20 protein-coding genes and 1 other RNA gene are annotated in these 21093 nt (G+C 62.0%); 11 read left to right on the forward strand and 10 right to left on the reverse strand.

All coding sequences use genetic code 11. From position 1 onward, the window contains the following. The first annotated feature begins 9 nt into the window (after positions 1-9). The 3 genes from MHM88_RS00785 to MHM88_RS00795 all read left to right on the forward strand — a co-directional run bounded on the left by MHM88_RS00785 (position 10) and on the right by MHM88_RS00795 (position 5491). On the forward strand, positions 10-1347 hold the full coding sequence (locus MHM88_RS00785) for a sigma-54 dependent transcriptional regulator (protein ID WP_239321705.1): 1338 nt from the start codon (positions 10-12) through the stop codon (positions 1345-1347). Then, the gene (locus tag MHM88_RS00790) at positions 1347-2036 is read left to right on the forward strand and encodes an HAD family hydrolase (RefSeq protein WP_370687444.1); all 690 of its coding nucleotides are present in this window, start codon (positions 1347-1349) and stop codon (positions 2034-2036) included. The genes MHM88_RS00785 and MHM88_RS00790 overlap by 1 nt, the downstream gene beginning before the upstream one ends. Before the next feature lie 596 nt (positions 2037-2632). Then, positions 2633-5491 carry an Rne/Rng family ribonuclease gene (locus MHM88_RS00795; RefSeq protein ID WP_239359077.1) on the forward strand — a complete coding sequence of 953 codons (2859 nt, stop codon included), beginning with the start codon at positions 2633-2635 and terminating at the stop codon, positions 5489-5491. Positions 5492-5600: 109 nt separating this feature from the next. Here the strand turns inward: MHM88_RS00795 and MHM88_RS00800 are convergent, their stop codons facing one another. Next, positions 5601-5837, reverse strand: coding sequence for a sulfurtransferase TusA family protein (locus MHM88_RS00800; RefSeq protein ID WP_239359078.1), 237 nt, complete (start codon positions 5835-5837; stop codon positions 5601-5603). 94 nt (positions 5838-5931) lie between these two features. Here MHM88_RS00800 and MHM88_RS00805 point away from each other — a divergent pair, with 94 nt between their 5' ends. The 3 genes from MHM88_RS00805 (at position 5932) to MHM88_RS00815 (ending at position 9367) form a co-directional block, all read left to right on the forward strand. Next, positions 5932-6684, forward strand: a complete 753-nt coding sequence (locus tag MHM88_RS00805; protein ID WP_239359776.1) for a cytochrome c biogenesis CcdA family protein — start codon at positions 5932-5934, stop codon at positions 6682-6684. Positions 6685-6764: 80 nt separating this feature from the next. After that, positions 6765-8012 carry a hypothetical protein gene (locus MHM88_RS00810; RefSeq protein WP_239359079.1) on the forward strand — a complete coding sequence of 416 codons (1248 nt, stop codon included), beginning with the start codon at positions 6765-6767 and terminating at the stop codon, positions 8010-8012. Next, entirely contained in the window at positions 8009-9367 is a 1359-nt protein-coding gene (locus MHM88_RS00815) for a cytochrome P450 (RefSeq protein WP_239359083.1), read from the forward strand. The genes MHM88_RS00810 and MHM88_RS00815 overlap by 4 nt, the downstream gene beginning before the upstream one ends. Here MHM88_RS00815 and MHM88_RS00820 read toward each other — a convergent pair. From MHM88_RS00820 to fumC, 4 genes are all read right to left on the reverse strand, one after another. Next, positions 9364-9594 carry a ribbon-helix-helix domain-containing protein gene (locus tag MHM88_RS00820; RefSeq protein ID WP_239359085.1) on the reverse strand — a complete coding sequence of 77 codons (231 nt, stop codon included), beginning with the start codon at positions 9592-9594 and terminating at the stop codon, positions 9364-9366. The genes MHM88_RS00815 and MHM88_RS00820 overlap by 4 nt on opposite strands. Positions 9595-9597: 3 nt before the next feature. Further along, on the reverse strand, positions 9598-10692 hold the full coding sequence (locus tag MHM88_RS00825) for a Hint domain-containing protein (protein WP_239359086.1): 1095 nt from the start codon (positions 10690-10692) through the stop codon (positions 9598-9600). A 196-nt stretch (positions 10693-10888) separates the two neighbouring features. Beyond that, the gene (locus MHM88_RS00830) at positions 10889-11065 is read right to left on the reverse strand and encodes a DUF4169 family protein (RefSeq protein ID WP_239359087.1); all 177 of its coding nucleotides are present in this window, start codon (positions 11063-11065) and stop codon (positions 10889-10891) included. Beyond that, the gene (fumC, locus tag MHM88_RS00835; protein ID WP_239359088.1) at positions 11065-12462 is read right to left on the reverse strand and encodes a class II fumarate hydratase; all 1398 of its coding nucleotides are present in this window, start codon (positions 12460-12462) and stop codon (positions 11065-11067) included. The genes MHM88_RS00830 and fumC overlap by 1 nt, the downstream gene beginning before the upstream one ends. Before the next feature lie 287 nt (positions 12463-12749). On the opposite strand from fumC, the gene MHM88_RS00840 reads away from it, so the two are divergent. Further along, on the forward strand, positions 12750-13292 hold the full coding sequence (locus MHM88_RS00840; RefSeq protein WP_239321683.1) for a hypothetical protein: 543 nt from the start codon (positions 12750-12752) through the stop codon (positions 13290-13292). 109 nt (positions 13293-13401) lie between these two features. Here the strand turns inward: MHM88_RS00840 and MHM88_RS00845 are convergent, their stop codons facing one another. From MHM88_RS00845 to MHM88_RS00865, 5 genes are all read right to left on the reverse strand, one after another. Further along, positions 13402-13881: an SspB family protein gene (locus MHM88_RS00845; RefSeq protein ID WP_239359092.1), complete on the reverse strand. Its 480-nt coding sequence runs from the start codon at positions 13879-13881 to the stop codon at positions 13402-13404. Positions 13882-13996: 115 nt separating this feature from the next. Then, positions 13997-15283, reverse strand: coding sequence for a chromate efflux transporter (gene chrA, locus MHM88_RS00850; RefSeq protein ID WP_239359093.1), 1287 nt, complete (start codon positions 15281-15283; stop codon positions 13997-13999). A gap of 172 nt (positions 15284-15455) precedes the next feature. After that, a complete protein-coding gene (locus MHM88_RS00855) occupies positions 15456-15890 on the reverse strand; it encodes an ester cyclase (RefSeq protein WP_239321678.1) in 435 nt (144 codons plus the stop codon). A gap of 212 nt (positions 15891-16102) precedes the next feature. Continuing rightward, positions 16103-16454: a transfer-messenger RNA gene (ssrA, locus tag MHM88_RS00860) on the reverse strand. A 61-nt stretch (positions 16455-16515) separates the two neighbouring features. Next, complete coding sequence (locus MHM88_RS00865) at positions 16516-17247, reverse strand: FadR/GntR family transcriptional regulator (protein WP_065333927.1); 732 nt, start codon at positions 17245-17247, stop codon at positions 16516-16518. Between the two features lie 124 nt (positions 17248-17371). On the opposite strand from MHM88_RS00865, the gene MHM88_RS00870 reads away from it, so the two are divergent. The 4 genes from MHM88_RS00870 (at position 17372) to acuI (ending at position 21003) form a co-directional block, all read left to right on the forward strand. Then, on the forward strand, positions 17372-18145 hold the full coding sequence (locus tag MHM88_RS00870; RefSeq protein WP_239359094.1) for a DUF2182 domain-containing protein: 774 nt from the start codon (positions 17372-17374) through the stop codon (positions 18143-18145). A gap of 18 nt (positions 18146-18163) precedes the next feature. Continuing rightward, positions 18164-18808, forward strand: coding sequence for a DUF1326 domain-containing protein (locus MHM88_RS00875; RefSeq protein ID WP_009176404.1), 645 nt, complete (start codon positions 18164-18166; stop codon positions 18806-18808). Positions 18809-18877: 69 nt separating this feature from the next. Continuing rightward, on the forward strand, positions 18878-19993 hold the full coding sequence (locus MHM88_RS00880) for a dimethylsulfoniopropionate demethylase (protein WP_239359095.1): 1116 nt from the start codon (positions 18878-18880) through the stop codon (positions 19991-19993). A gap of 14 nt (positions 19994-20007) precedes the next feature. Further along, positions 20008-21003: an acryloyl-CoA reductase gene (gene acuI, locus MHM88_RS00885; protein ID WP_239359100.1), complete on the forward strand. Its 996-nt coding sequence runs from the start codon at positions 20008-20010 to the stop codon at positions 21001-21003. Positions 21004-21093: the final 90 nt, after the last annotated feature.

A 21093-nucleotide genomic window follows, 5' to 3' on the forward strand; every position in this document is an offset into this window, starting at 1 on the left:
GGGCAACTTATGGCACAGGCCATGAAAATTGCGATTGTGGATGACGAGCAGGACATGCGTCAGTCGATCAGCCAGTGGCTGGCACTGTCGGGCTATGACACTGAAACCTTTGCCAGCGCCGAGGACGCGCTGAAGCAGCTGGGGCCGGATTATCCCGGTATCGTGATCTCCGACATCAAGATGCCCGGCATGGACGGGATGCAGTTCCTGAAGAAACTGATGGGATCTGACAGCTCCCTGCCGGTGATCATGATTACCGGTCATGGCGATGTGCCGATGGCGGTCGAGGCGATGCGCGTCGGCGCCTTCGATTTCCTCGAAAAGCCGTTCAACCCGGATCGCATGTCGGAGCTGGCCAAACGCGCCACCGGCGCGCGTCGTCTCACGCTCGACACCCGCGCATTGCGCCGCGAACTGTCCGACGGCGGCCAGATCATGAAGAAACTCATCGGCACCAGTCCGGTGATGGATCGCCTGCGCGAGGATATCCTCGATCTGGGCCAGGCCGACGGCCATGTGCTGATCGACGGCGAAACCGGCACCGGCAAGACCCTGGTCGCTCATGCGCTGCATGCGGTGGGCAGCCGGGCGGGCAAGAAATTCGTGCTGGTCTCCTGTGCCGCGCTGGAAGAAGACGCGCTCGCCAAACGTCTGTTTGGCCCGATGCAGCCCGAGGACAGCATGCTCCCGGCCGTGGAAGAGGCCCGTGGTGGCACGCTGGTGCTGGAGGATGTCGAGGCGCTGAGCGAAGCGCTGCAAGCCAAGCTGTTGAACTTCATCAACGAGCAGGGGATTCCGGGCGAGACGCGCATCATCGCGATCTCCAACCTGCAGGAGGCGGGCAAGACTTCAGAGGATGTGCTGCGTGCCGATCTCTTTTATCGTCTGGCCGCACTGCGGATCACCGTGCCGCCGCTGCGCCAGCGTGGCGAGGATATCCTGACGCTGTTCACCCGCCTGTCCGAGCAATTCTCCGAGGAATACGGCTGTGATGCGCCGCAGGTGACCGCGCAGGAGGCCGCGCAGCTGTTGCAGGCGCCCTGGCCGGGCAATGTGCGCCAGCTGATCAATGTGGCGGAACGGGCGGTGCTGCAATCGCGGCGCGGCTCCGGCACCATTGCCTCGCTTCTGATGAGCGACCACGAAGACATGCAGCCGGTGATGACGACCGAGGGCAAGCCGCTCAAGGAATATGTCGAAGCGTTCGAACGGATGCTGATCGACAACACCATGCGCCGTCACAAGGGCTCCATTGCGTCGGTGATGGACGAGCTTTGCCTGCCGCGCCGGACGTTGAACGAAAAGATGGCGAAATACGGCCTGCAACGCTCCGACTATCTGGGCTGATGCCGGCGGCGTATCTCTTCGATATGGACGGGTTGCTCCTGGATACGGAGCAGCTCACCTTGGATGCGTTCCTCGATTGCGGGCCGGAATTCGACCTCGATCCGCATGAGATGCAGAAATTTTTCATGGGGTTGATCGGCACGGCCAAGGCGCAGGGCGAGCAGATGGTGCGTGAGTTCATCGGCCCCGAACGCGATTTCGAGGCGCTCGATCAGGCCTGGCAGCATCACAGCCAGAAACGCCTTGCGACCGGGATACCGGTAAAGCCGACGGTCGCCGATACCCTTGCGGCCCTGCATGCGGACGGCCACGCCATGGCGGTTGTGACCTCGACCTTGGGCGACAAGGCGCGTCATCACTTGGACCGTGCGGGGCTGTTGCCCTGTTTGCGTGCGGTGATCGGCGGCGATGAGGTTCCGGCGAACAAGCCCGATCCGGCCCCTTATGTGCAAGGGGCCGAGCAACTGGGGGTGGCGCCGGGGGATAGTGCGGCCTTTGAGGACAGCGACCTTGGCATCACCGCGGCGGCGCGGGCCGGATGTTTCGCCGTGCAGATCCCGGACCTGCGGCCCGTATCGCGGGCCTTTCCCGCGGTGGGGCAGCGTTTTGCGCCGACGCTGAAGGAGGCGGTGGCCACTGCACAGGCGCATTTTCAGCAGACGCGCCGCACGGTCAGCCCGGCAGAGTGACGCCTGTTTGCGGGCTTTTCGCGCCAAAATGTCGGATTGGGCGCGCCTGTTAATCTTGCCTTGGATATTTGCGGGCATGACTGGAAAATATCGTTCGCGACGGCCCCGGCGCAGAATGACCATTGTCATTACCTATCCACAGGCCTTATGCTGACTGTACGAACACTGCATCTGACGGTGTTCCCACATGAGATTTTCTGTCCTCATGTCCGACCGGCCAAAGCCGGGGCAGGGGTGACAGACCAGATCGTCTCGCAGATTGCGAGGCAGAAGAGTGCCTGCTTTGACGCGGCCGAACCTCGGTCAGATCAAAGAGGAAATAACGGGCAGGGATCGGGATACTCCCACCTGTCGGAGAAGAACCGCGATGACGCGCGCGAGACTATTGAGCACAGAGACAGGTTTTCCGCACTTATGCCGGAAATCCCTTTTGTGCACTCCCTGGTCCGCCACGCAGTCGAAAATCGCCCTGACAAGACACCACCCACAACATGCACGTCCACCCGGACCCGGCGCGGGATCAGGGGCAATCGCCCCGCGTCCCATGCGCCCCGACCGGCGGCGGCCTGTGCTGGCATGGTGCAATCCAAGGACTAATGGCGAAGAAAATGCTGATCGACGCCACCCACGCGGAAGAAACCCGCGTCGTGGTGGTGGATGGAAACAAAGTTGAGGAATTTGACTTTGAGTCTGAAAACAAACGCCAGCTTGCTGGCAATATCTACCTCGCAAAGGTAACCCGCGTCGAACCGTCGTTGCAGGCGGCATTTGTGGACTATGGCGGCAACCGCCACGGCTTCCTTGCGTTTTCCGAAATTCACCCGGACTACTACCAGATCCCCGTTGCGGACCGTGAGGCCCTGATGGAGGAGGAGCGCGCCTATGCCGAGGCACAGCGCGCACGGGACGAGGAAGACGACGACCCCAAGCCCAAGAAACGCACCCGTTCGCGCAGCAAGACCCGCGCCGAGAAGGCCAAGACGTCGGATGCGGTGGAAACCAAGGACGTCGCCGCCGCCAATGGCGAGATCTCCGGCATGGAGACCATCGACCTGACCGAGGAAGAGGTCGATCTTGCCGAGGTGCCGGAAGCGACCTCGCCGATGGAAACCGTCGCCGAGACCCCCGTGGAGGAGCCCAACGGGGACGACAGCGCCGAGACCGCCCCGGCGGCCGAGGCTGATGTCGATGATACCGCTGACGAAGGCGCATCCGCAGAGGCCGCGCCCGCTGAGGACGTCCAGGATGACGACACGGCGCAGGCGGCCAAGGACGACGCGACCGAGGACAAAGCCTCTGACGCGGCCGACAAGGATGACAGCATCGAGTCGGTGGCCGACGACGATGACCAGGAAGACATTCGCCCGCCGCGCAAGCCGCGTCCGAAGCGCTACAAGATCCAGGAAGTCATTAAGGTGCGTCAGGTCCTGCTGGTGCAGGTCGTCAAGGAAGAGCGCGGCAACAAGGGTGCGGCGCTGACCACCTATCTGTCGCTGGCCGGTCGCTATTGCGTGCTGATGCCCAACACCGCGCGCGGTGGCGGCATTTCCCGCAAGATCACCAATGCGGCGGACCGCAAGAAGCTGAAGGACATCGCGGCGGAACTGGACGTGCCGACCGGCGCGGGCCTCATCGTGCGCACCGCCGGGGCAAAACGCACCAAGGCGGAGATCAAGCGCGACTATGAATACCTGCAGCGCATGTGGGAGCAGATCCGCGAACTGACGCTGAAATCCATCGCACCGGCGAAGATCTACGAAGAAGGCGACCTTATCAAACGGTCGATCCGCGATCTGTATAACCGCGAGATCGACGAGGTTCTGGTCGAGGGCGAACGCGGCTACCGCATCGCCAAGGACTTCATGAAGATGATCATGCCGTCCCACGCCAAGAACGTGAAAAACTACCAGGATCAGCTGCCGCTCTTTGCGCGCTATCAGGTGGAAAGCTACCTTGGCGGCATGTTCAACCCGACCGTGCAGCTGAAATCCGGTGGCTATATCGTGATCGGCGTGACCGAAGCGCTGGTGGCCATCGACGTGAACTCCGGCCGGGCAACCAAGGAAGCCTCGATCGAGGAAACCGCGCTCAAGACGAACCTTGAGGCCGCCGAAGAAGTGGCGCGTCAGTTGCGTCTGCGTGACCTTGCCGGTCTGATCGTCATCGACTTTATCGACATGGACGAGCGCAAGAACAACGCCGCCGTCGAGAAGAAGCTGAAAGACAAGCTGAAGACCGACCGTGCCCGCATTCAGGTCGGACGTATCTCCGGCTTTGGTCTGCTGGAAATGTCGCGTCAGCGTCTGCGCCCCGGCATGATCGAGGCAACCACCGCGCCGTGCCCGCATTGCCATGGCACTGGCCTGATCCGCTCGGATGACAGCATGGCGCTGTCGATCCTGCGCCAGATCGAGGAAGAGGGCACCCGCCGTCGCTCTCGCGAGGTGCTGGTGAAATGCCCGGTGGACATCGCCAACTACCTGATGAACCAGAAGCGCGAGCATATCGCGCAGATCGAGGCGCGCTATGGTCTGTCGGTGCGTATCGAAGGCGATGTGACGCTGGTCAGCCCCGATTTCTCGCTTGAGAAGTTCAAGACCGCCTCGCGCGCCATTCCTGCGGTGACCAGCCCGGTGGTGTCGGTCGACGCCTCCATCATGGATCAGATCGATGCGGTGGAAGAGGTTGCCGAAGCGGTCGTCGAGGAGGCTCCGGCCCCCGTTGAGGCCGAGGAGACCGAAGGCGAAAGCAAACCCAAGCGCAAGCGTCGTCGCCGTCGCCGCAAGAAGTCCGGCAATGGTGAGAACGGTCAGGACAACGGTGGCAATACCGCGTCCGAGGCTGCGGCACCTGAGGAGACCAAAGAGGCCGAGGAGACCGCTCAGGACGCAGAGGCGAAAACTGACGCCAGCGCAGAACCCGCAGCGGAGGCTGAGGGCGACGCCGAGGCGGAGCCGAAGAAAAAGAGAACCCGGACCCGCACCCGCAGCCGCTCGCGCAAAAAGGCGGATACGGAGCAGGTGACAGAGGCGGAAACCCCTGCCGAAAGCGACGCTTCCGAAGCGGCTGAAGCGGGTGCAGAACCCGCCGCGGTCGAGGCCGCTGCCGATGTGGTCGCGGAGGCCGCCGATGTGGATGCGCCGGCAGCCGATACCCCCGAGGCAGCCCCCGCACCGGCGGCGGAAGATGCCGCGCCCGTCGTCGCTGAGGCAGAGGCTGACACGCCTCAACCAGAAGCGGAACAGGCGGCGTCTGAGCCCGAGACAACCGGTGAGGAGGCTCCTGCTGCGGCGCAACCGACGGAAGATGCCCCTGTTGAGGCACCTGTCGAAGAGGCCGCTGCCGAAGAGAGCGCGCCAGAGCCTGAACCCGAGCCGGAGCTTGTGACAGCGGAGTCCGAGCCGGAACAGCCTGCAAAGCCCAAGCGGCGCGGTTGGTGGTCGGTCGGTCGCTAGGACCAGAGGACAAAAAACAAAAGGCGGCCCTCAGCGGGTCGCCTTATTTATTTCAGGGGTGCCATACAGCGGTGCGGGCAGGGATCCGCGGCAGCGGGACAGGCCCGTGTCAGTCTGCGCCCTTGCGGATCAGATAGATCTGATGCGCACCGGCGTCTTCCATGCCCAGAAACCCATGTCCGGCCTCGGTACAGAAGTGTGGCACATCGACGATCGCCGCCGGATCATCGGCCAGAATGCGCAAGACACCCCCCTTTGGCAGGGGCTCCAGGCGTTTGCGGGCTTTTAATACGGGCAGCGGGCAGAGGAGGCCGATGGCGTCCAGCGTGGCGTCAAAATCTGTCATGCCTTCCGAGATAAGCCGCGTGTTACAGCCTGTCCACAAGGATGTGACAAGCCGTGCAGGTGACGCCGCGAATGGCTTCGACTATGCAGGCGCTATGTTTGGAATCGAGATCATCGACGCGAGCCTTCTGCCCGCCATGTTCGTGGCCCTTGTCGGGGGCATCATCAGCTTTCTGAGCCCGTGTGTGCTGCCGATTGTGCCGCCCTATCTGGCCTATATGAGCGGTGTCACCATCGGCGAGATCCAGGGCACGGCAGCGGCGCGGCGCAAGGCGATTCTGGCGGCGGTGTTCTTTGTCATGGGGCTGTCGACGGTGTTCCTGCTCCTGGGCTTCACGGCCTCGGCGTTTGGCGCATTTGTGCTGCAAAATCAGGAGCTTTTCGCCAAAGCCTCGGGCGTTGTAGTGATCGTGTTCGGGCTGCATTTCCTATCGGTGTTCCGTATCCCGCTTCTGGATCGTGAGGCCCGGATGGAGACCGGGGAATCCGGCGGTTCGGCGCTTGGGGCCTATGTTCTGGGGCTGGCTTTTGCCTTTGGCTGGACGCCCTGTATCGGCCCGCAACTTGGCGCGATCCTGTCGCTTGCCGCGTCAGAGGCCTCCGTCAGCCGGGGGACGATCCTGCTTGGCGTCTATGCGCTGGGGCTTGGGGTGCCGTTTCTGCTGGCTGCGGTATTCCTCAACCGCTCCATGGTGCTGATGAACCGGATCAAACGCCACATGGGGCTGATCGAAAAACTGATGGGCGGGTTGCTGTTGCTTGTTGGATTTATGCTGGTGACGGGATTGTTCACCAGCTTCTCCTTCTGGCTGCTGGAAACCTTCCCCGCGCTTGCCACGCTCGGCTGATCCGCTGCACGCACCGTCTTACGCTGCGCACAAAGCTGCGCTAGGCTCATGGTCAAAAGATCGGGGCAAGAAGATCGGGCATGAGCAGCAACTCCAGCACAAGACCGGTGCGCCGGCGTCGGGTGTTCTACATTCCGGGCTATGATCCGTTCCACCCGCGCCGGTATCGCGAGCTTTATCGCAGCGAAGGCGCAGAACAGGCGCAGATTTCCGGCTATGCGCTATCGCTCAGTCCCAAGACGACCGGGGGGCCATTTGGCTGGCATGTCTCGGCCGAGATTGAAGGCGCGCGGGTCGAGACGGATATGGAGGTTCTGGTCTGGTCGGATCTCGTCAAACACAGCATGAACAGCTCGATTGTTGCCACCTATTGGCAGCTTCTGCGTACGGCCTGGATCTACATCTGCTCCGGTGCCTTGTGGCGCCTGATGCATTTGCGCAAAGGACCGGTGATCGCCGCGCTTTATCCGGTGGTGATCCTGCTGCTTCAGGCTGGACTTGCGGCGCTGCTCGGGGCCGGGGTGGCATCTGGGCTAGAGGCGCTGGCGGGGTTTGTGGCGCTGCCGGAGTGGGTACTGCGCACGATGCAGATCTTCGCTGGTGCAGGGGCCGCTGTGGCGCTTTTGATGGCGTTCAAATCCCGCGACAATAAGCTCTTCGTTTATTATCTGATGCATGATTACGCCTATTCTGCGGGCCAGCGCGGTGCTGTTCCGGCGGAGCTCGAGGCGCGCATGCAGGCGTTCACCGCTGCCATTCGCGCCGCACTGGAAGAGAACGCGGTGGATGAGGTTCTGGTTGTGGGGCATTCGTCGGGGGCGCATATCGGCGTCTCTGTGTTGGCGGATCTTCTGCACGCGGGCCTGCCGGAGGAACGCCCCGACGTGGGTTTCCTCACGCTGGGGCAGGTGGTGCCGATGGTCTCCTTCCTGCCGCGTGCCGCGCGCCTGCGCCGGGACCTGCAAGAGATGTCAGAGCAAGAATTGATCCCCTGGTATGATGTCACCGCCCCTGGCGACGGCTGTGCCTTTGCGCTTTGTGATCCTGTTGCCGTGACGGGCGTCGCCACACAGGCGCAGCGCTGGCCTATCGTGTTTTCTGCAGCCTTCACCCAGACGCTCAGCCCCGCGCGTTGGAAGGCGCTGAAACGGCGCTATTTTCGGCTTCATTTCCAGTACCTCTGCGCGTTCGACCAGCCCAAGGATTACGACTATTTTCGCATCACCGCCGGACCTTTGACCCTTGGTGAGAGGTTGCGCGACCGGGGGCATTCTCGGTCACGACTGGCAAACCCTGTGAGCGGGTATCGCTCCGTGAGTGAAAGATGAGCAGGCTGCCCCCCAAACCCCCGGCGCGTCCGGACAAAGTCTCGCTCTGGCGGTATCTGAAGCTGTTTCGCGCCGATATCCTGTCGGCCCAGCCGCAGCGGCTTTATCGCGCGTGGATGGCTGAGTTTCGCACACCGTTCTTTCGCTCCTTTCTGGTGAACCAGCCGGAGCTTCTGGAGGTGCTGTTAAAGCAGCGCCCGGATGATTTCCCAAAATCCGATCGCGTGGGCGAGGGGCTGAGGCCGCTTTTGGGCAACTCCGTCTTTCTGACCAATGGCGAAACATGGAAACGGCAACGGCGCATCATTGATCCGGCATTCGAGGGCGGGCGCCTGCGCGAGACGTTTCCCGCGATGCATGCGGCAGCCGAGGCAGGTGTCGCGCGCCTGGTGCCGCGCGCGGATGGCACCCCGCTGGAGATTGAGGCCGAGACCTCACATATCGCAGCAGATGTGATCTTTCGCACCCTGTTTTCAATCCCGATCGAACATGAGGTGGCTTCTGAGGTCTTTGCCCGCTTTCGCGCCTATCAACAGGCGCAGCCAATCCTGAATCTTGCGGCCTTTGTACCCGTGCCGCGCTGGATGCCGCGTTTCTATCCCAAAGGCACGCGCACAAATGCCACCCACATCCGCCGCCTGATCTCTGATCTGACACACGCGCGTCTGGCCGAGATCGAGGCCGGAACCGCCCCCGATGACCTCGCCACCAAGATCATGACGACGCGTGACCCGGACACGGGCGTTGGCTTCGACGCCGAAGAGATGGTCGATCAGGTGGCGATTTTCTTTTTGGCGGGGCATGAAACCAGTGCGTCGGCGCTGGGGTGGGCGCTCTATTTGATGGCTCTTTATCCAGAGTGGCAGGAAAAGCTGGCGGCAGAGGTCACGGAACACGGCACTGGGGATTTTGCGGCGGTGTCTCGATTGCGCCTGACGCGGGATGTGTTTCGCGAGACCCTGCGCCTCTATCCGCCGGTGCCGATGATGGTGCGTGAGGCGCAATGTCCGGAGCGGTTTCGCGACCGTGAGGTGCCAAAAGGATCGCAAATGGTGCTGAGCCCGTGGCACCTGCACCGGCACGAACGGCTGTGGGAGCGACCGGATGACTTTGATCCCGGTCGCTGGCAGACCGAGAATGGCAAGACCTGCGCGCGGAACGCCTATATGCCATTCTCAGCGGGGCCGCGGGTCTGCACAGGCGCGGGATTTGCGATGGTTGAGGGCGTCTTGATCCTCGCCCAGCTGCTGCACCGATTTCGCGTTGAGCGCGTGGAAGGACGCGATCCGCAGCCCGTGGCGCATCTGACAGTACGCTCGCGCAATGGGATCTGGCTGCGCCTTAAAGAGCGTTAGCCCTCAGCCTCGGCCTTTAGCGCCATGAGCACATAGAGGCGAATAGCAGAGGCCAGACCGCAATCGGTGCCGCGCTGTTCGTCAATGTCGGCGGCCAGTTCATTGATGGCGCGCCCCTCTGTTGCGGCAAGGCGTCGGAACTCCGCCCAGAACGCATCCTCCAGCGAGACCGAGGTGCGATGCCCGCGCAGGGTCAAAGAGCGTTTCTTCGGGCGCTCGCCAATCATGGGTCAGGCCCGCAGCAAACGGGCTTCGCGCACGCTCACCGCAGGGTAGCAGGTTGGCCCGTAGGCGCGCAGATCGGTCGCCAGCTCGGGAAAGATCTGGAACAGTTCCTGGCGCACCGCGTCTTCCGCCGCACTCAGGACCCATTCGCCGGGATGGTAGCTTTCGGAAAACAGCCCGTCGACCTCGATCACCTCGTGCTGATCGAACAGCAGATGCACATAGGTCACCGGTGCCCCGCTCTGATCCTGATAGACGGAACGCCCGTTCACCAGCCCCTTTGCGGGGGCAAGGATGGCGCTATCGGCAAAGAGCAATGCGCTCATGTGGCTCTCGATCAGCATGCGGTGCTGTGGCGAGACCTTCATCCGTCGCTGGGGGCAGCCGGGCCCGAGCGCATTTCGTTCAAACACGATGGGGGCCAGATGAGGCTGATCCGCGATCATGGGGCGCGACAGGGTGCGGCGGTGGATCCAGCGGATCGGCTGGTAGCCGCGATCACGGGTCAGCACGTAATCCCCCACCGCAAGCGTCCGGATACGCTGGGGGCCCTTGGGGGTGGTGACCTGCGAATTGGGTGTGAAACACACCACGACGGCGCCTTCGATTTCGGAATATTCGCCCGGATCGGTGGCATCCTCGCCGACATATTGCGGATAGAGATAGCGATAGTAGCCGGTCAGCTCGTCGTCATTGATGACATTGTGGCTGGTATAGCTGTAATCCACATCGCGCAGCAGCGGGGCGCTCGGCAGGTAGCCAACGAAATCACCGCCGCTTTCAAGCACATAGACCTGGATCTCACTGCCGTCGTCGCCGGTCAGCGTCAGCTGGCTTTCGGCATAGATGCGGTCGTTGAAGACAAAGCTGCCGTCGACATTGGCGAGGGTGGTGCCATCGCTCTCATACACGGTGCCGCGCTGGTTGCCGTCAGCGCCGGTTTCGTCATTGGTGAAATCCCCGTCGAGGTTGGCGTCATTGTCCTGCAGAGTGACAACGCGGCGGTCTTCTTCGGTGTCGTAGTTCGGGTCCAGACGCACGGTACCGCCGGAAAAATCCAGCGCATCCGCCGTGTAGACGAAGTAGGTAAATGTGGGCATGCCTGTGATGCCTCCGTGGAACCGATGCTGCTCGACAGTGAGTGGGCCTTGGGGCCTCTTGCGAAGAGATTATGCGTTTGATCGGGCCAAAGGTAAAGAAAGGATGAACAATCCGCACCGTCTCCGGCGGGAATCGGCAGGCGGTGTTGCAGAGACGCAAAGCGCTCAGGCTCCGGGTCCTTGTGGCGATGCGCGCTTAGTCGTCCAGCTTATGCCCGTCCTGTCGGGCCTGGTCGCGGCTCTGTACGGCCTTGTCGCGGGCCTTTTCGGCTTTGCTGCGCCCAAATTTCACGGCGTTCTGATCCGCGCGGGCCTTTTTCTCGGCCCGCGCTTTTTCTTTCCGAAACCGGTTCAGGTTGACCGGCTTTGCCATCACTTGGCCTTTGGACCGATCATTTGCTCGGGGCGGACAACCTTGTCAAAGGTCTCCTCGTCCACAAAGCCAAGTTTGATCGCCTCTTCCTTCAGGGTGGTGCCGTTCTTATGCGCGGTCTTGGCAACGGTGGTGGCGTTGTCATAGCCGATGGTGGGGGCCAAGGCGGTCACCAGCATCAGGCTTTCCTTCATCAGCTTTTCGATGCGCGGCTCGTTGGCCTGGATGCCGTTCAGCATCCGCTCGGTGAAGCTGTCCGCCGCGTCGCCCAGAAGCTGAATGGATTGCAGCAGGTTGTAGGACATCATCGGGTTGTAGACGTTGAGTTCAAAGTGACCCTGAGAGCCTGCGAACTTGATCGCGGCGTCGTTGCCCATGACATGAGCTGCCACCTGTGTGAGCGCCTCGGCCTGGGTCGGGTTCACCTTGCCCGGCATGATCGAAGAGCCGGGTTCGTTCTCCGGCAGGATCAACTCGCCCAGACCGGAGCGCGGGCCGGAGCCCAGGAACCGGATGTCGTTGGCGATCTTGTAGCAGCTGCCGGCGATGGTCGCGAGGGCGCCGGAGAGGAACACCATCGCATCATGCGCGGCGAGGGATTCGAATTTGTTGGGCGCGGTCACAAAGGGCAGGCCGGTGATTTCGGCCATGTTTGCAGCGACTTCCTCGCCCCAGCCTTCCACGGTGTTGAGGCCGGTGCCAACCGCGGTGCCGCCCTGTGCCAGCTCATAGATGCCGGGCATTGCTGCCTCGACACGGGCCAGACCCTGACGGATCTGATGCGCGTAGCCGCCAAATTCCTGCCCCAGTGTCAGCGGCGTGGCGTCCTGCGTATGGGTGCGGCCGATCTTGATGATGTCTTTGAATTCCGCCGCCTTGGCCTCGAGCCCTTCGGCCAGTTTGGTCAGGCCCGGCACCAGCACGTCACGCACCGACATCGCGGTGGCGATGTGCATTGCGGTCGGGAAGGTGTCGTTGGAGGACTGCCCCATGTTGCAGTGGTCGTTCGGGTGCACCGGATCCTTGGAGCCGATCTCGCCGCCGAGGATCTCGATCGCGCGGTTGGCGATCACCTCGTTGGAGTTCATGTTGGACTGGGTGCCGGACCCAGTCTGCCAGACCACCAGCGGGAAGTTGTCATCGAACTTGCCTTCGATCACCTCACCCGCAGCCTGAATGACCGCATCGCCGATTTTGGCATCCAGCTTGCCCGAGGCCTTGTTGGCCATGGCGCAGGCTTTCTTGATCACGCCCAGCGCGCGCACGATGGCAACGGGCTGTTTTTCCCAGCCGATCGGGAAGTTCATGATCGAGCGCTGAGTCTGTGCCCCCCAGTATTTGTCGGAAGGGACCTCAAGCGGGCCAAAGCTGTCGGTTTCGGTGCGGGTGTTCGACATCGTGTCTGTCTCCGTCGCTGGTTCGGCCACTTGGCGCATGCAAGTGGTATACTGATGTATGCCGTTTACCCGGGCTGGCCGCCTGACGCAATTGTTCTGCGTGGTGATGCCCGGAGCATCGGGTCCTCAGCGGTCGGTATACTGCCGCAATTCCGCAAGTGCCATTGCCAGTTTGGGCAAGATGCATAGATTACATCAAAAGAGAGTCGCCAGACCGCCATTCAACAGGAGCTCGAACCCGCGATATGCACAGTATCACCATCCGCCGCACCAGGGCCCTGCCTGACATGACACGTCTCTTGCTGTGGGGCCTTGCCATTCTTGCGGCGGTGGTGCTGGCAACGCAGGCCGCCTATGCCAACGCTGACCTGCGGCGGTTTGTCGGCAAATATTCCGGCAATGCCGAGGTCGAGCAACTGGATGGGTCGATCGAGCAACGCGATATGAGCGTCACCATCGGTGAAACCTACAATGGGTTCGAAGTGCAATGGAGCACCGCGATCCGCCGGGCGGACGGGCGCAAAAAGACGAAGTCCTACGAAATCGAGTTTCAGCCGACCGAGCGGCGGGGCGTGTTTGCGGCGGCGATGAAGACCAATGTGTTTGGACACACCGTACAGATGAACCCGATGAAGGGTGAACCCTTTGTCTGGGCGCGGGTGATTGATGATACGCTTACCGTGTTCTCGCTTTATGTGGCTGAAAACGGCGACTACCTGATGCAGCAATATGACCGCACCCTTGCAGATGGGGGCTTGAGGCTGGATTTCTCGCTGCACCGCAACGGCCTGCCATCGCGCACGGTCTCGACCTTCCTGACCCGCGAATAACCCGGCGCGCAGTGATCCGACCGTCATGAAAAACGGCGCCGCGGCCTCTGGCCGGGCGCCGTTCTGCATTCGTTGGGCGGCGCGCGCGGGGGCGGCGCCTCGACCCTGACTATTTGCGAAAACTGTCGAGGGAGACCACATCGGCATCCTTCTTGGTGTCGGACACGTCTTCCTCCTCATCATCGGGCAGGTCGCTGGCCACTTCCAGCGGCGGCAAGTCCTCGTCATCGTCCTCGCCGGCACTTTCAAACCGCAGCCCGAATTCCACCGACGGATCGACAAAGGTCTTGATCGCGTCATAGGGGATATAAAGCGGCTCCGGCGCATCGCCGAAATTCAGCGTCACCGCAAACCCCTCTTCGCCCACGTCGAGATTGTCGAACCAGTGCTGCATGACCACCGTCATCTCGCCCGGGTAGCGGTCCGACAGCCAATCTGCCAGCTCGGCATCCGGATGCGAGGTGTCGAAGGTGATGAAGAAGTGATGAGCCCCCGGCAACCCGTTGGCGGCAACGTCATCGAGGACATTGCGGATCAGGCCCCGCATGGCACGATGCATCAGGTTTCCATAATCGATCTGACGGGACATCGTCTCACCCTTTGTTATTGGCAGGTGCGGGCTTGGCTCCAACAGCGGGTCCCACACCCGTTCCTCTTCAGTTTTGGACCTATTTTGAAGGCATTGCAAGCCAAGGCGGTAGTCTTTAGCCCAGCGTGAAGCTATCGGCAATCAGCCCGAGACATGCCATGGCTGCCAGCAACCAGAGGATGCGGCCGCGCAGGGCAATGGCCAGAACCGGAGCCATCAATGCCAGTGCTACCGCACGTGGGTCAAGGCTCTGCAATGCGGGGGCCGGCAGGCCGATGGGACCGAGCTGGATCTCGTCCAGAGTGCGAAACAGCAGGTGGAGCAGGAACCACACCGAGAGATTGAGCATCATGCCGGCGACGGCGGCGGTGATGGCGTTCAGGGCGCTGCGCAAGCGGGGGTGATGCGTCAGACGTTCGACATAGGGGGCCGCGGCAAAGATCCACAGGAAGCACGGCGCGAAGGTGGCCCAGAGCGCCACAGCCCCGGCGGCCAGCGCGGTTGCCGCGCCGCCGGTCTGTGCCCCGGCCAGCATGGCGATGAACTGGGTGACCAGCACAAGCGGGCCGGGCGTGGTTTCCGCCAGCCCCAGCGCGTCGATCATCTGGCCGGTGGTGATCCAGCCATGGGTGGTGACGACGGTTTGGGTCATATAGGCCAGCACGGCATAAGCGCCGCCAAAGGTGACCACGGCCAGCTTTGCAAAAAACCATCCGATCGTGGCAAGAAACGTGGCGCCCGACAGGCTCAGCGCCAGCAGCGGCAGCAGCCAGAGACCCGCCCAGATCACGATGGTGCGCCAGTGGTTGGCAGGCACCGACAGATGCGGTGCCAGGTCGTCCTGCGGTGCGGTCCGGCCGATCAGGCCGATCACCCCGGCGCCGAGCACGACCAGCGGAAACGGCAGGTCCAGCGCGAAGATCGCCACAAAGCCGCCCAGGGCCAGCGCCCAGGCCGCGGCGGTTTTCAGCGCCTTGCGCGAGATCCGCCAGAGGGCCTGAAGGACAATGACGACCACTGCGGCTTTGATACCAAGAAAGGCCGCCTGGACTGCGGGCAGGGTGCCGAAGGAGACATAGAGCCAGACAAGCGCGGCGATCACCAGAGCGCCGGGCAGGATGAACAGGCTGCCCGCCAGCAACCCTCCGGCGATGCCGCGCAACCGCCAGCCGGCGTAGGTCGCCAGTTGCATCGCTTCGGGGCCGGGCAGCAGCATGCAGAAGGACAGACCGCGCAGAAACTGATCTTCGTTGAGCCAGCCATGCCGGTCGACAAGTTCGCGGTGCATCAGGGCGATCTGCGCCGCCGGTCCGCCAAAGCTGAGCAGCCCGATCAGGCCGAAACAGTGAAACAGCCGCGTCCAGCTGGGACAGGGCTCTGTTGATCTGGCGTCGTCCGGCATCCCGCGTCCCTGATTCCCGCTCCGGCGCCGTTGTAACAGAGCACCGTATCAAGACCAGCGCTTTGGCGATCTTTGTCCAGGGTGCGTCGGCGCAGGGGCCTATCGATGGGGCTGGTTCGGGGCAGGGGCGACAGTCTGCCCGGATCAGTCTGTCTGGATCAATCTGCCCGGATTAATCTGACCAGGTCAGGCGGGCGCCGGTCAGGCAGACGGGCAGGGAATCGGCTGGCAGTTGCCCGAGTTGTTCGAACATGCGCAGGTAGTCGAAATTGGAATAGAATTCGCAGAACTTGCCATTGCGCACCCGCACCATCATCTGGCCGGTGAAATCCAGCTTGCGGGTATGGCTGTGATCCAGGGCCTCGACCTTGACCCGCACCATGCACAGGTCGCCATCGTCAAGACTGTGGGTAATGGTCACCTGCGGCTGATCCAGCAACGCCTTCATTGCGGTGACGACTTCCTTGTAGTCCACGCCCGGAGAAACGACGGAATCCAGCGCGCCATTGAAGACCACGTCAGGGTCCAGCAAGTCGTCGATAATTTCGAGGTTGTCCTTGTTCCAGACTTCTTCGAACCAAAGTTGCAGGAGGGCGCTGTTCGTCATGGATAGATGTGCTTCAGATGTCTCTATGAGCGTGAAGGCGCTCCCCTACAGCGCAAGCGCAGGGAAAGTCGAGAGCAGAGTGTGATATAAGCCGTAAAGACACCGTGAAATATTGGGGTGCGGTCACGCGGCCACTTGGGCAGGGCGCGGGCAGCGGCTGCAACGCCACATGATGCGGCTAATCGGTGTATGGGGTGCGGCGCGGGTGTGAAAGTGCAGGTTTCTGTTGCCAGGTACCTGCGAACCCCGCCTAACGCGGCTAGGCGCTAGGGCTTAAAGTCGGTTCGACTCGGACTGCTTACGCAGCCAGAGCAACCGGAGCACGATTGTCGTTTGCAATTGTACTGTTTTCGCCGGTAACGGTGGCAGACAGCCGAGACAAAGCTAACCCCTTTAGACGTCCGTCGATCCTATTTCGGCCCCATAATCCCCAAACGAAGGATATTTGGTGGAGCCGCCGGGTACCGCCCCCGGGTCCGATCCGCTTATTACGAGCGCGTTTATGTCCATAGTTCCCGAAGGAACATACCGAATATAGGGTGGTTTGGCGGGGAGTTAAAGGGGGGAATTGACGCGCTGTCGCGCGTGGCCTCCGGCGGGGATATTTGAAAGAAGATGAAGAGGGTCAGCGCTTTGCCGCGCGGCGGGCGAAGACATCAGCGGCGAGGTTGCGCGTTTCCTCCTCCAGCGCGCTGAGGCCCGCGACCGCCGCGTCTCCATTGCCGGCTTCGATGGCATCGGTGATGGTGGTGTGCAGCGCAAGAATGGTGGCGCGATCCCGCGCCGTGAAGGTGATCATGTTCATCAGCGGCTGCATCGCCTCCACCGCACCGGCTAGCTGATAGGATAGCACTGGATTATGCGCCCCATCCACCAACGCGCGATGAAAGGCCACGTCTGACGCACAAAAGGCCTCATCCGTGAGACCGGGTTGGCCCTGGCGAAAGATCTCTGCCCGCATGGTCGCAAGCTGATCGGCGGTGCGGCGGCTGGCCGAAAGCGGCGCGCAGGCTCGTTCCAGCGCATATCGGGCCTCGCAGGCGGTGTCGAAGCTTACCGCGTTCATGCTCAGAAGCAGCGTCGAAGTGGTGATCTGCTGGCTGTAGGCGTCCTCGAAACTGAGACGGTTGACGAAGGCCCCACCGGTTGCGCCGCGTTGGGTGCGGATCAGGGATTGCGCGGCGAGGCGTTTCAAACCTTCCCGCACGGTTGCGCGAGACACCTGAAATTGCTCGGCCAATTCCGATTCCGAGGGCAGGCGTTCGTCGACGATCAGATCGCCCGCGACAATGGCATCACGAAGGGCCGTGGCAATCTGGGCAGAGAGATCTGCGGTGCTGTTTGGGTCGATCTTCAAAACGGTTTGCCCTCACGTCAGATGGGGTTTCGGGAAATTTCATTTGTCAGACATTTAAAAGTCTGACATTTGATTCACAAGAGCTATCGAGTCGCAGCGATACGGGGAGGTCATCGCAAAAGCCATGCTGAAAACGCGCCTGACAGAGAGTATTCGCCAGATGAGCGGCCTGCATTGGCTCTTGCTCTTTGGTGGTATTCTGCTGGCTTGGGCTGCGTTGTTTGCCATGTCGGTGCCCGCGGAGATGCGCGATGCGGGGGTGCTTTATGGTACGGATTTCTGGGTGTCGCTGTGTACCATGACGCCGGATGCTGCAGGCGCGGGCAAGATGGCGCTGATGTGGGTGTTGATGTCGGCGGCGATGATGGCGCCCACGGCGCTGCCGGCCTTTGCCACCTATGATGATCTGAGCCAATCGGCGGAAGGAACCCGGTTTGGGGATCTGGTTCTTGGCTATCTTATGGTTTGGATTGGATTTTCACTGCTGGCAGCCGCGCTGCAACTGGCGCTGGTTCATGCGGATATGGTCAGCGTCTTTGGCGACAGCCGTTCATCCCTGCTGTCGGCGGTGCTTCTGTTGATTGCGGGGGGCTATCAGTTCACGCCGCTCAAAGACGCTTGCCTGTCCAAATGCCGCCGCCCGTTGGTGTTCTTTATGCAGCATTGGGAGGAGGGCCCATTGCGCAACGGTCTGCGCCTTGGTGCGGTCTGTTTGGGATGCTGTTGGGCGCTGATGCTTTTGGCCTTTGTCGGTGGGGTCATGAACCTCGTCTTTATGGGGCTGGCGACGGTTTTTATGGTTCTGGAAAAACTGCCCGAGATCGGGCGCTGGCTGACCCGTCCAATGGGCGTTGTCCTCTGCGCGTCGGGACTTTGGCTTCTTGTGACATCTGTTTGAATTGGGAGGAAAAATCACATGGCAAACCCGCAAGTCGCATCGGCGCCCGAGCTCATGCCCTGGGCGATCAAAGGCGAGCTGATCCTGAACTGCAACTGTACGGTCTTTTGCCCCTGCGTGGTGTCGCTGGGCAAGCATCCGCCCACCGAAGGTTACTGTCAGGCCTGGGCGGGCGTGCGCATCGATGAAGGGCACTATGGCGACGCCGATCTGTCAGGTCTGAATGTCGGGCTGATCCTGGAAATTCCGGGATTGATGGCGCGCGGCAACTGGAAGGCGGCGGCCTATATCGACGAGCGCGCAAGCGAAGAGGCCTACGATGGTCTGATCGATATTTTCTCTGGAAAAGCAAGGGGAACCACGGGGCTCTTCAAAGTGTTGGTGAGCGAATTCCTCGGCGCGGAGCGCGCCCCGGTGCTGTTTGAAACCGAAGGCAAGACCCGCCGCCTGATCGTGGGCAAGCAGATCCATGGTGAGGTTGTTCCGGTGGGCGGGGCCGACAGCGAACAGGACATTGTGGTCACCAACACCGAGTACTGGATGGGCCCGGACATCACCGTCGCCACGGCCACCAAGGGCCGCGTGCGCGCCTTTGGCCGGGTATGGGATTTCGACGGGCGCTCTGCCGAGATCTGCCAGATCGACTGGAAAGGTCCACGCTAAGGTGACACCGGGCGGCGGCCAGACTGGCGCGCCGCTCATCCCAACACTCGTGCCATGAAAGGGATCGCCATGGCCGTTATTCAACCTAATATCTCCCTGTCCCGCCGCCTGCGCCGCACCCCGTTTTCCGACGGGGTCGAGGCGGCAGGTGTGAAAGGCTACACGGTCTATAATCACATGCTTCTGCCGACGGTGTTCGACAGCGTCGAGGCGGATTATCACCACCTCAAACGCCATGTGCAGGTCTGGGACGTCGCCTGCGAGCGGCAGGTGGAGTTGCGCGGCCCTGATGCGGGGCGCCTGATGCAGATGCTCACCCCACGGGATCTGCGCGGCATGATGCCCGGTCAGTGCTACTATGTGCCCATCGTGGATGAAACCGGCGGCATGCTGAATGACCCGGTGGCGGTGAAACTGGCCGAGGATCGCTGGTGGATCTCCATCGCCGACAGTGATCTTCTCTATTGGGTCAAAGGCATCGCCAATGGCTGGCGGTTGGATGTGCTGGTGGATGAGCCGGATGTCTCACCGCTCGCAATTCAGGGACCAAAGGCCGAGGATCTGATGGCGCGTGTCTTTGGCGAGACCGTGCGCGCGATCCGGTTCTTTCGCTTTGGCGTTTATCAGTTCGAGGGGCGCGATCTGGTGGTGGCGCGCTCGGGCTACTCCAAACAGGGCGGGTTCGAGATCTACGTAGAAGGCAGCGACATCGGCATGCCGCTCTGGCATCGGCTGTTTGAGGCGGGCACGGATCTGGAGGTGCGGGCAGGCTGTCCGAACCTGATCGAGCGGATCGAAAGTGGCCTGCTGAGTTACGGCAACGACATGACCGACGACAACACGCCGCATGAATGCGGGCTTGGCCGCTTCTGCAACACCCATACTGCGATCGGCTGTATCGGGCGCGACGCCCTGTTGCGGGTCGCTAAGGAAGGCCCGGTGCAGCAGATCCGCCCCATCGCCATTGCGGGCGACGCGGTGCCGCCCTGTGATCGCTTTTGGCCGCTTTATGCCAATGGCCGCCGGGTGGGACGGGTGTCCTCGGCCACATGGTCGCCGGATCATACCACCAATGTCGCCATCGGCATGGTGAAGATGACCCATTGGGACGCGGGCACGCAGGTCGAGGTTGAGACACCGGACGGCATGCGCGATGCGACCGTCCACGAGAATTTCTGGAATTAACGGGAGAGATCAACATGTTCAAAGCACTGGTGATGACGAAAGACGCAGACAGCGGCAAGGCCTCTGCAGCCATTGAGGAGCTGGACGAGGATCAGTTGCCCGACGGTGAGGTCACTGTTGCGGTCGACTATTCCACCGTGAACTACAAGGACGGCCTCTGCCTCAGCGCCAAGGGCGGCGGCTTGGTGCGCAATTATCCGCATGTGCCGGGGATCGATTTTGCAGGCACCGTGGAGGCATCATCGGATGATCGCTACAAACCCGGCGACAAGGTGGTGCTGACCGGTTGGCGCGTGGGCGAGGCCCATTGGGGCGGCTATTCCCAAAAGGCGCGGGTCAAGGCGGATTGGCTGGTGCCACTGCCGGATGGGATCACGGCGCGTCAGGCCATGGCGGTGGGGACGGCTGGTTTCACTGCAATGCTGGCGGTGATGGCGCTGGAAGATCACGGTCTGAAACCGGGGAACGGTCCGGTGCTGGTCACGGGGGCCGCGGGCGGTGTCGGATCGGTGGCGACAGCGATCCTTGCGCATCTGGGCTATGAGGTGGCAGCGGTCACCGGTCGGCCAGAGACGGCAGACTACCTCAAGAGCCTTGGCGCGACCCAGATCGTGCCGCGCGCGGATCTGAACGAGACCGTCAAACGCCCGCTGGAAAGCGAGACCTGGGCCGGCTGTGTTGACGCGGTTGGCGGTGACATGCTGGCGCGGGTGCTGGGCCAGATGAAATACGGCGCTTCGGTTGCGGCGGTGGGTCTGGCGGGCGGCGCGGCACTTCCGGCAACCGTGATTCCGTTCCTGCTGCGCGGCGTGAACCTCTTGGGTATCGATTCCGTGATGCAGCCGTTTGAGAACCGTCAGCGTGCATGGCAGCGGATTGCCTCGGATCTGCCGATGGACAAGCTCGACGCCATGGTGCACCCCGCAACACTGTCCGATCTGCCGCAATTGGGCGCGGATATTCTTGCCGGGCAGGTCAAGGGGCGCGTTGTGGTCGATGTGAACGGCTAAGGCGGCTGACGCCTGCGTGACACGCAGCCCCGGCGCGTCCTGGCGTCGCGACGGGGCGTTTCCGGGCTTGATCTTGTGGCGCGAAATTGC

Origin of the sequence: Epibacterium sp. MM17-32 (assembly GCF_022348205.1) — a bacterium.
Lineage (GTDB): Bacteria > Pseudomonadota > Alphaproteobacteria > Rhodobacterales > Rhodobacteraceae > Epibacterium.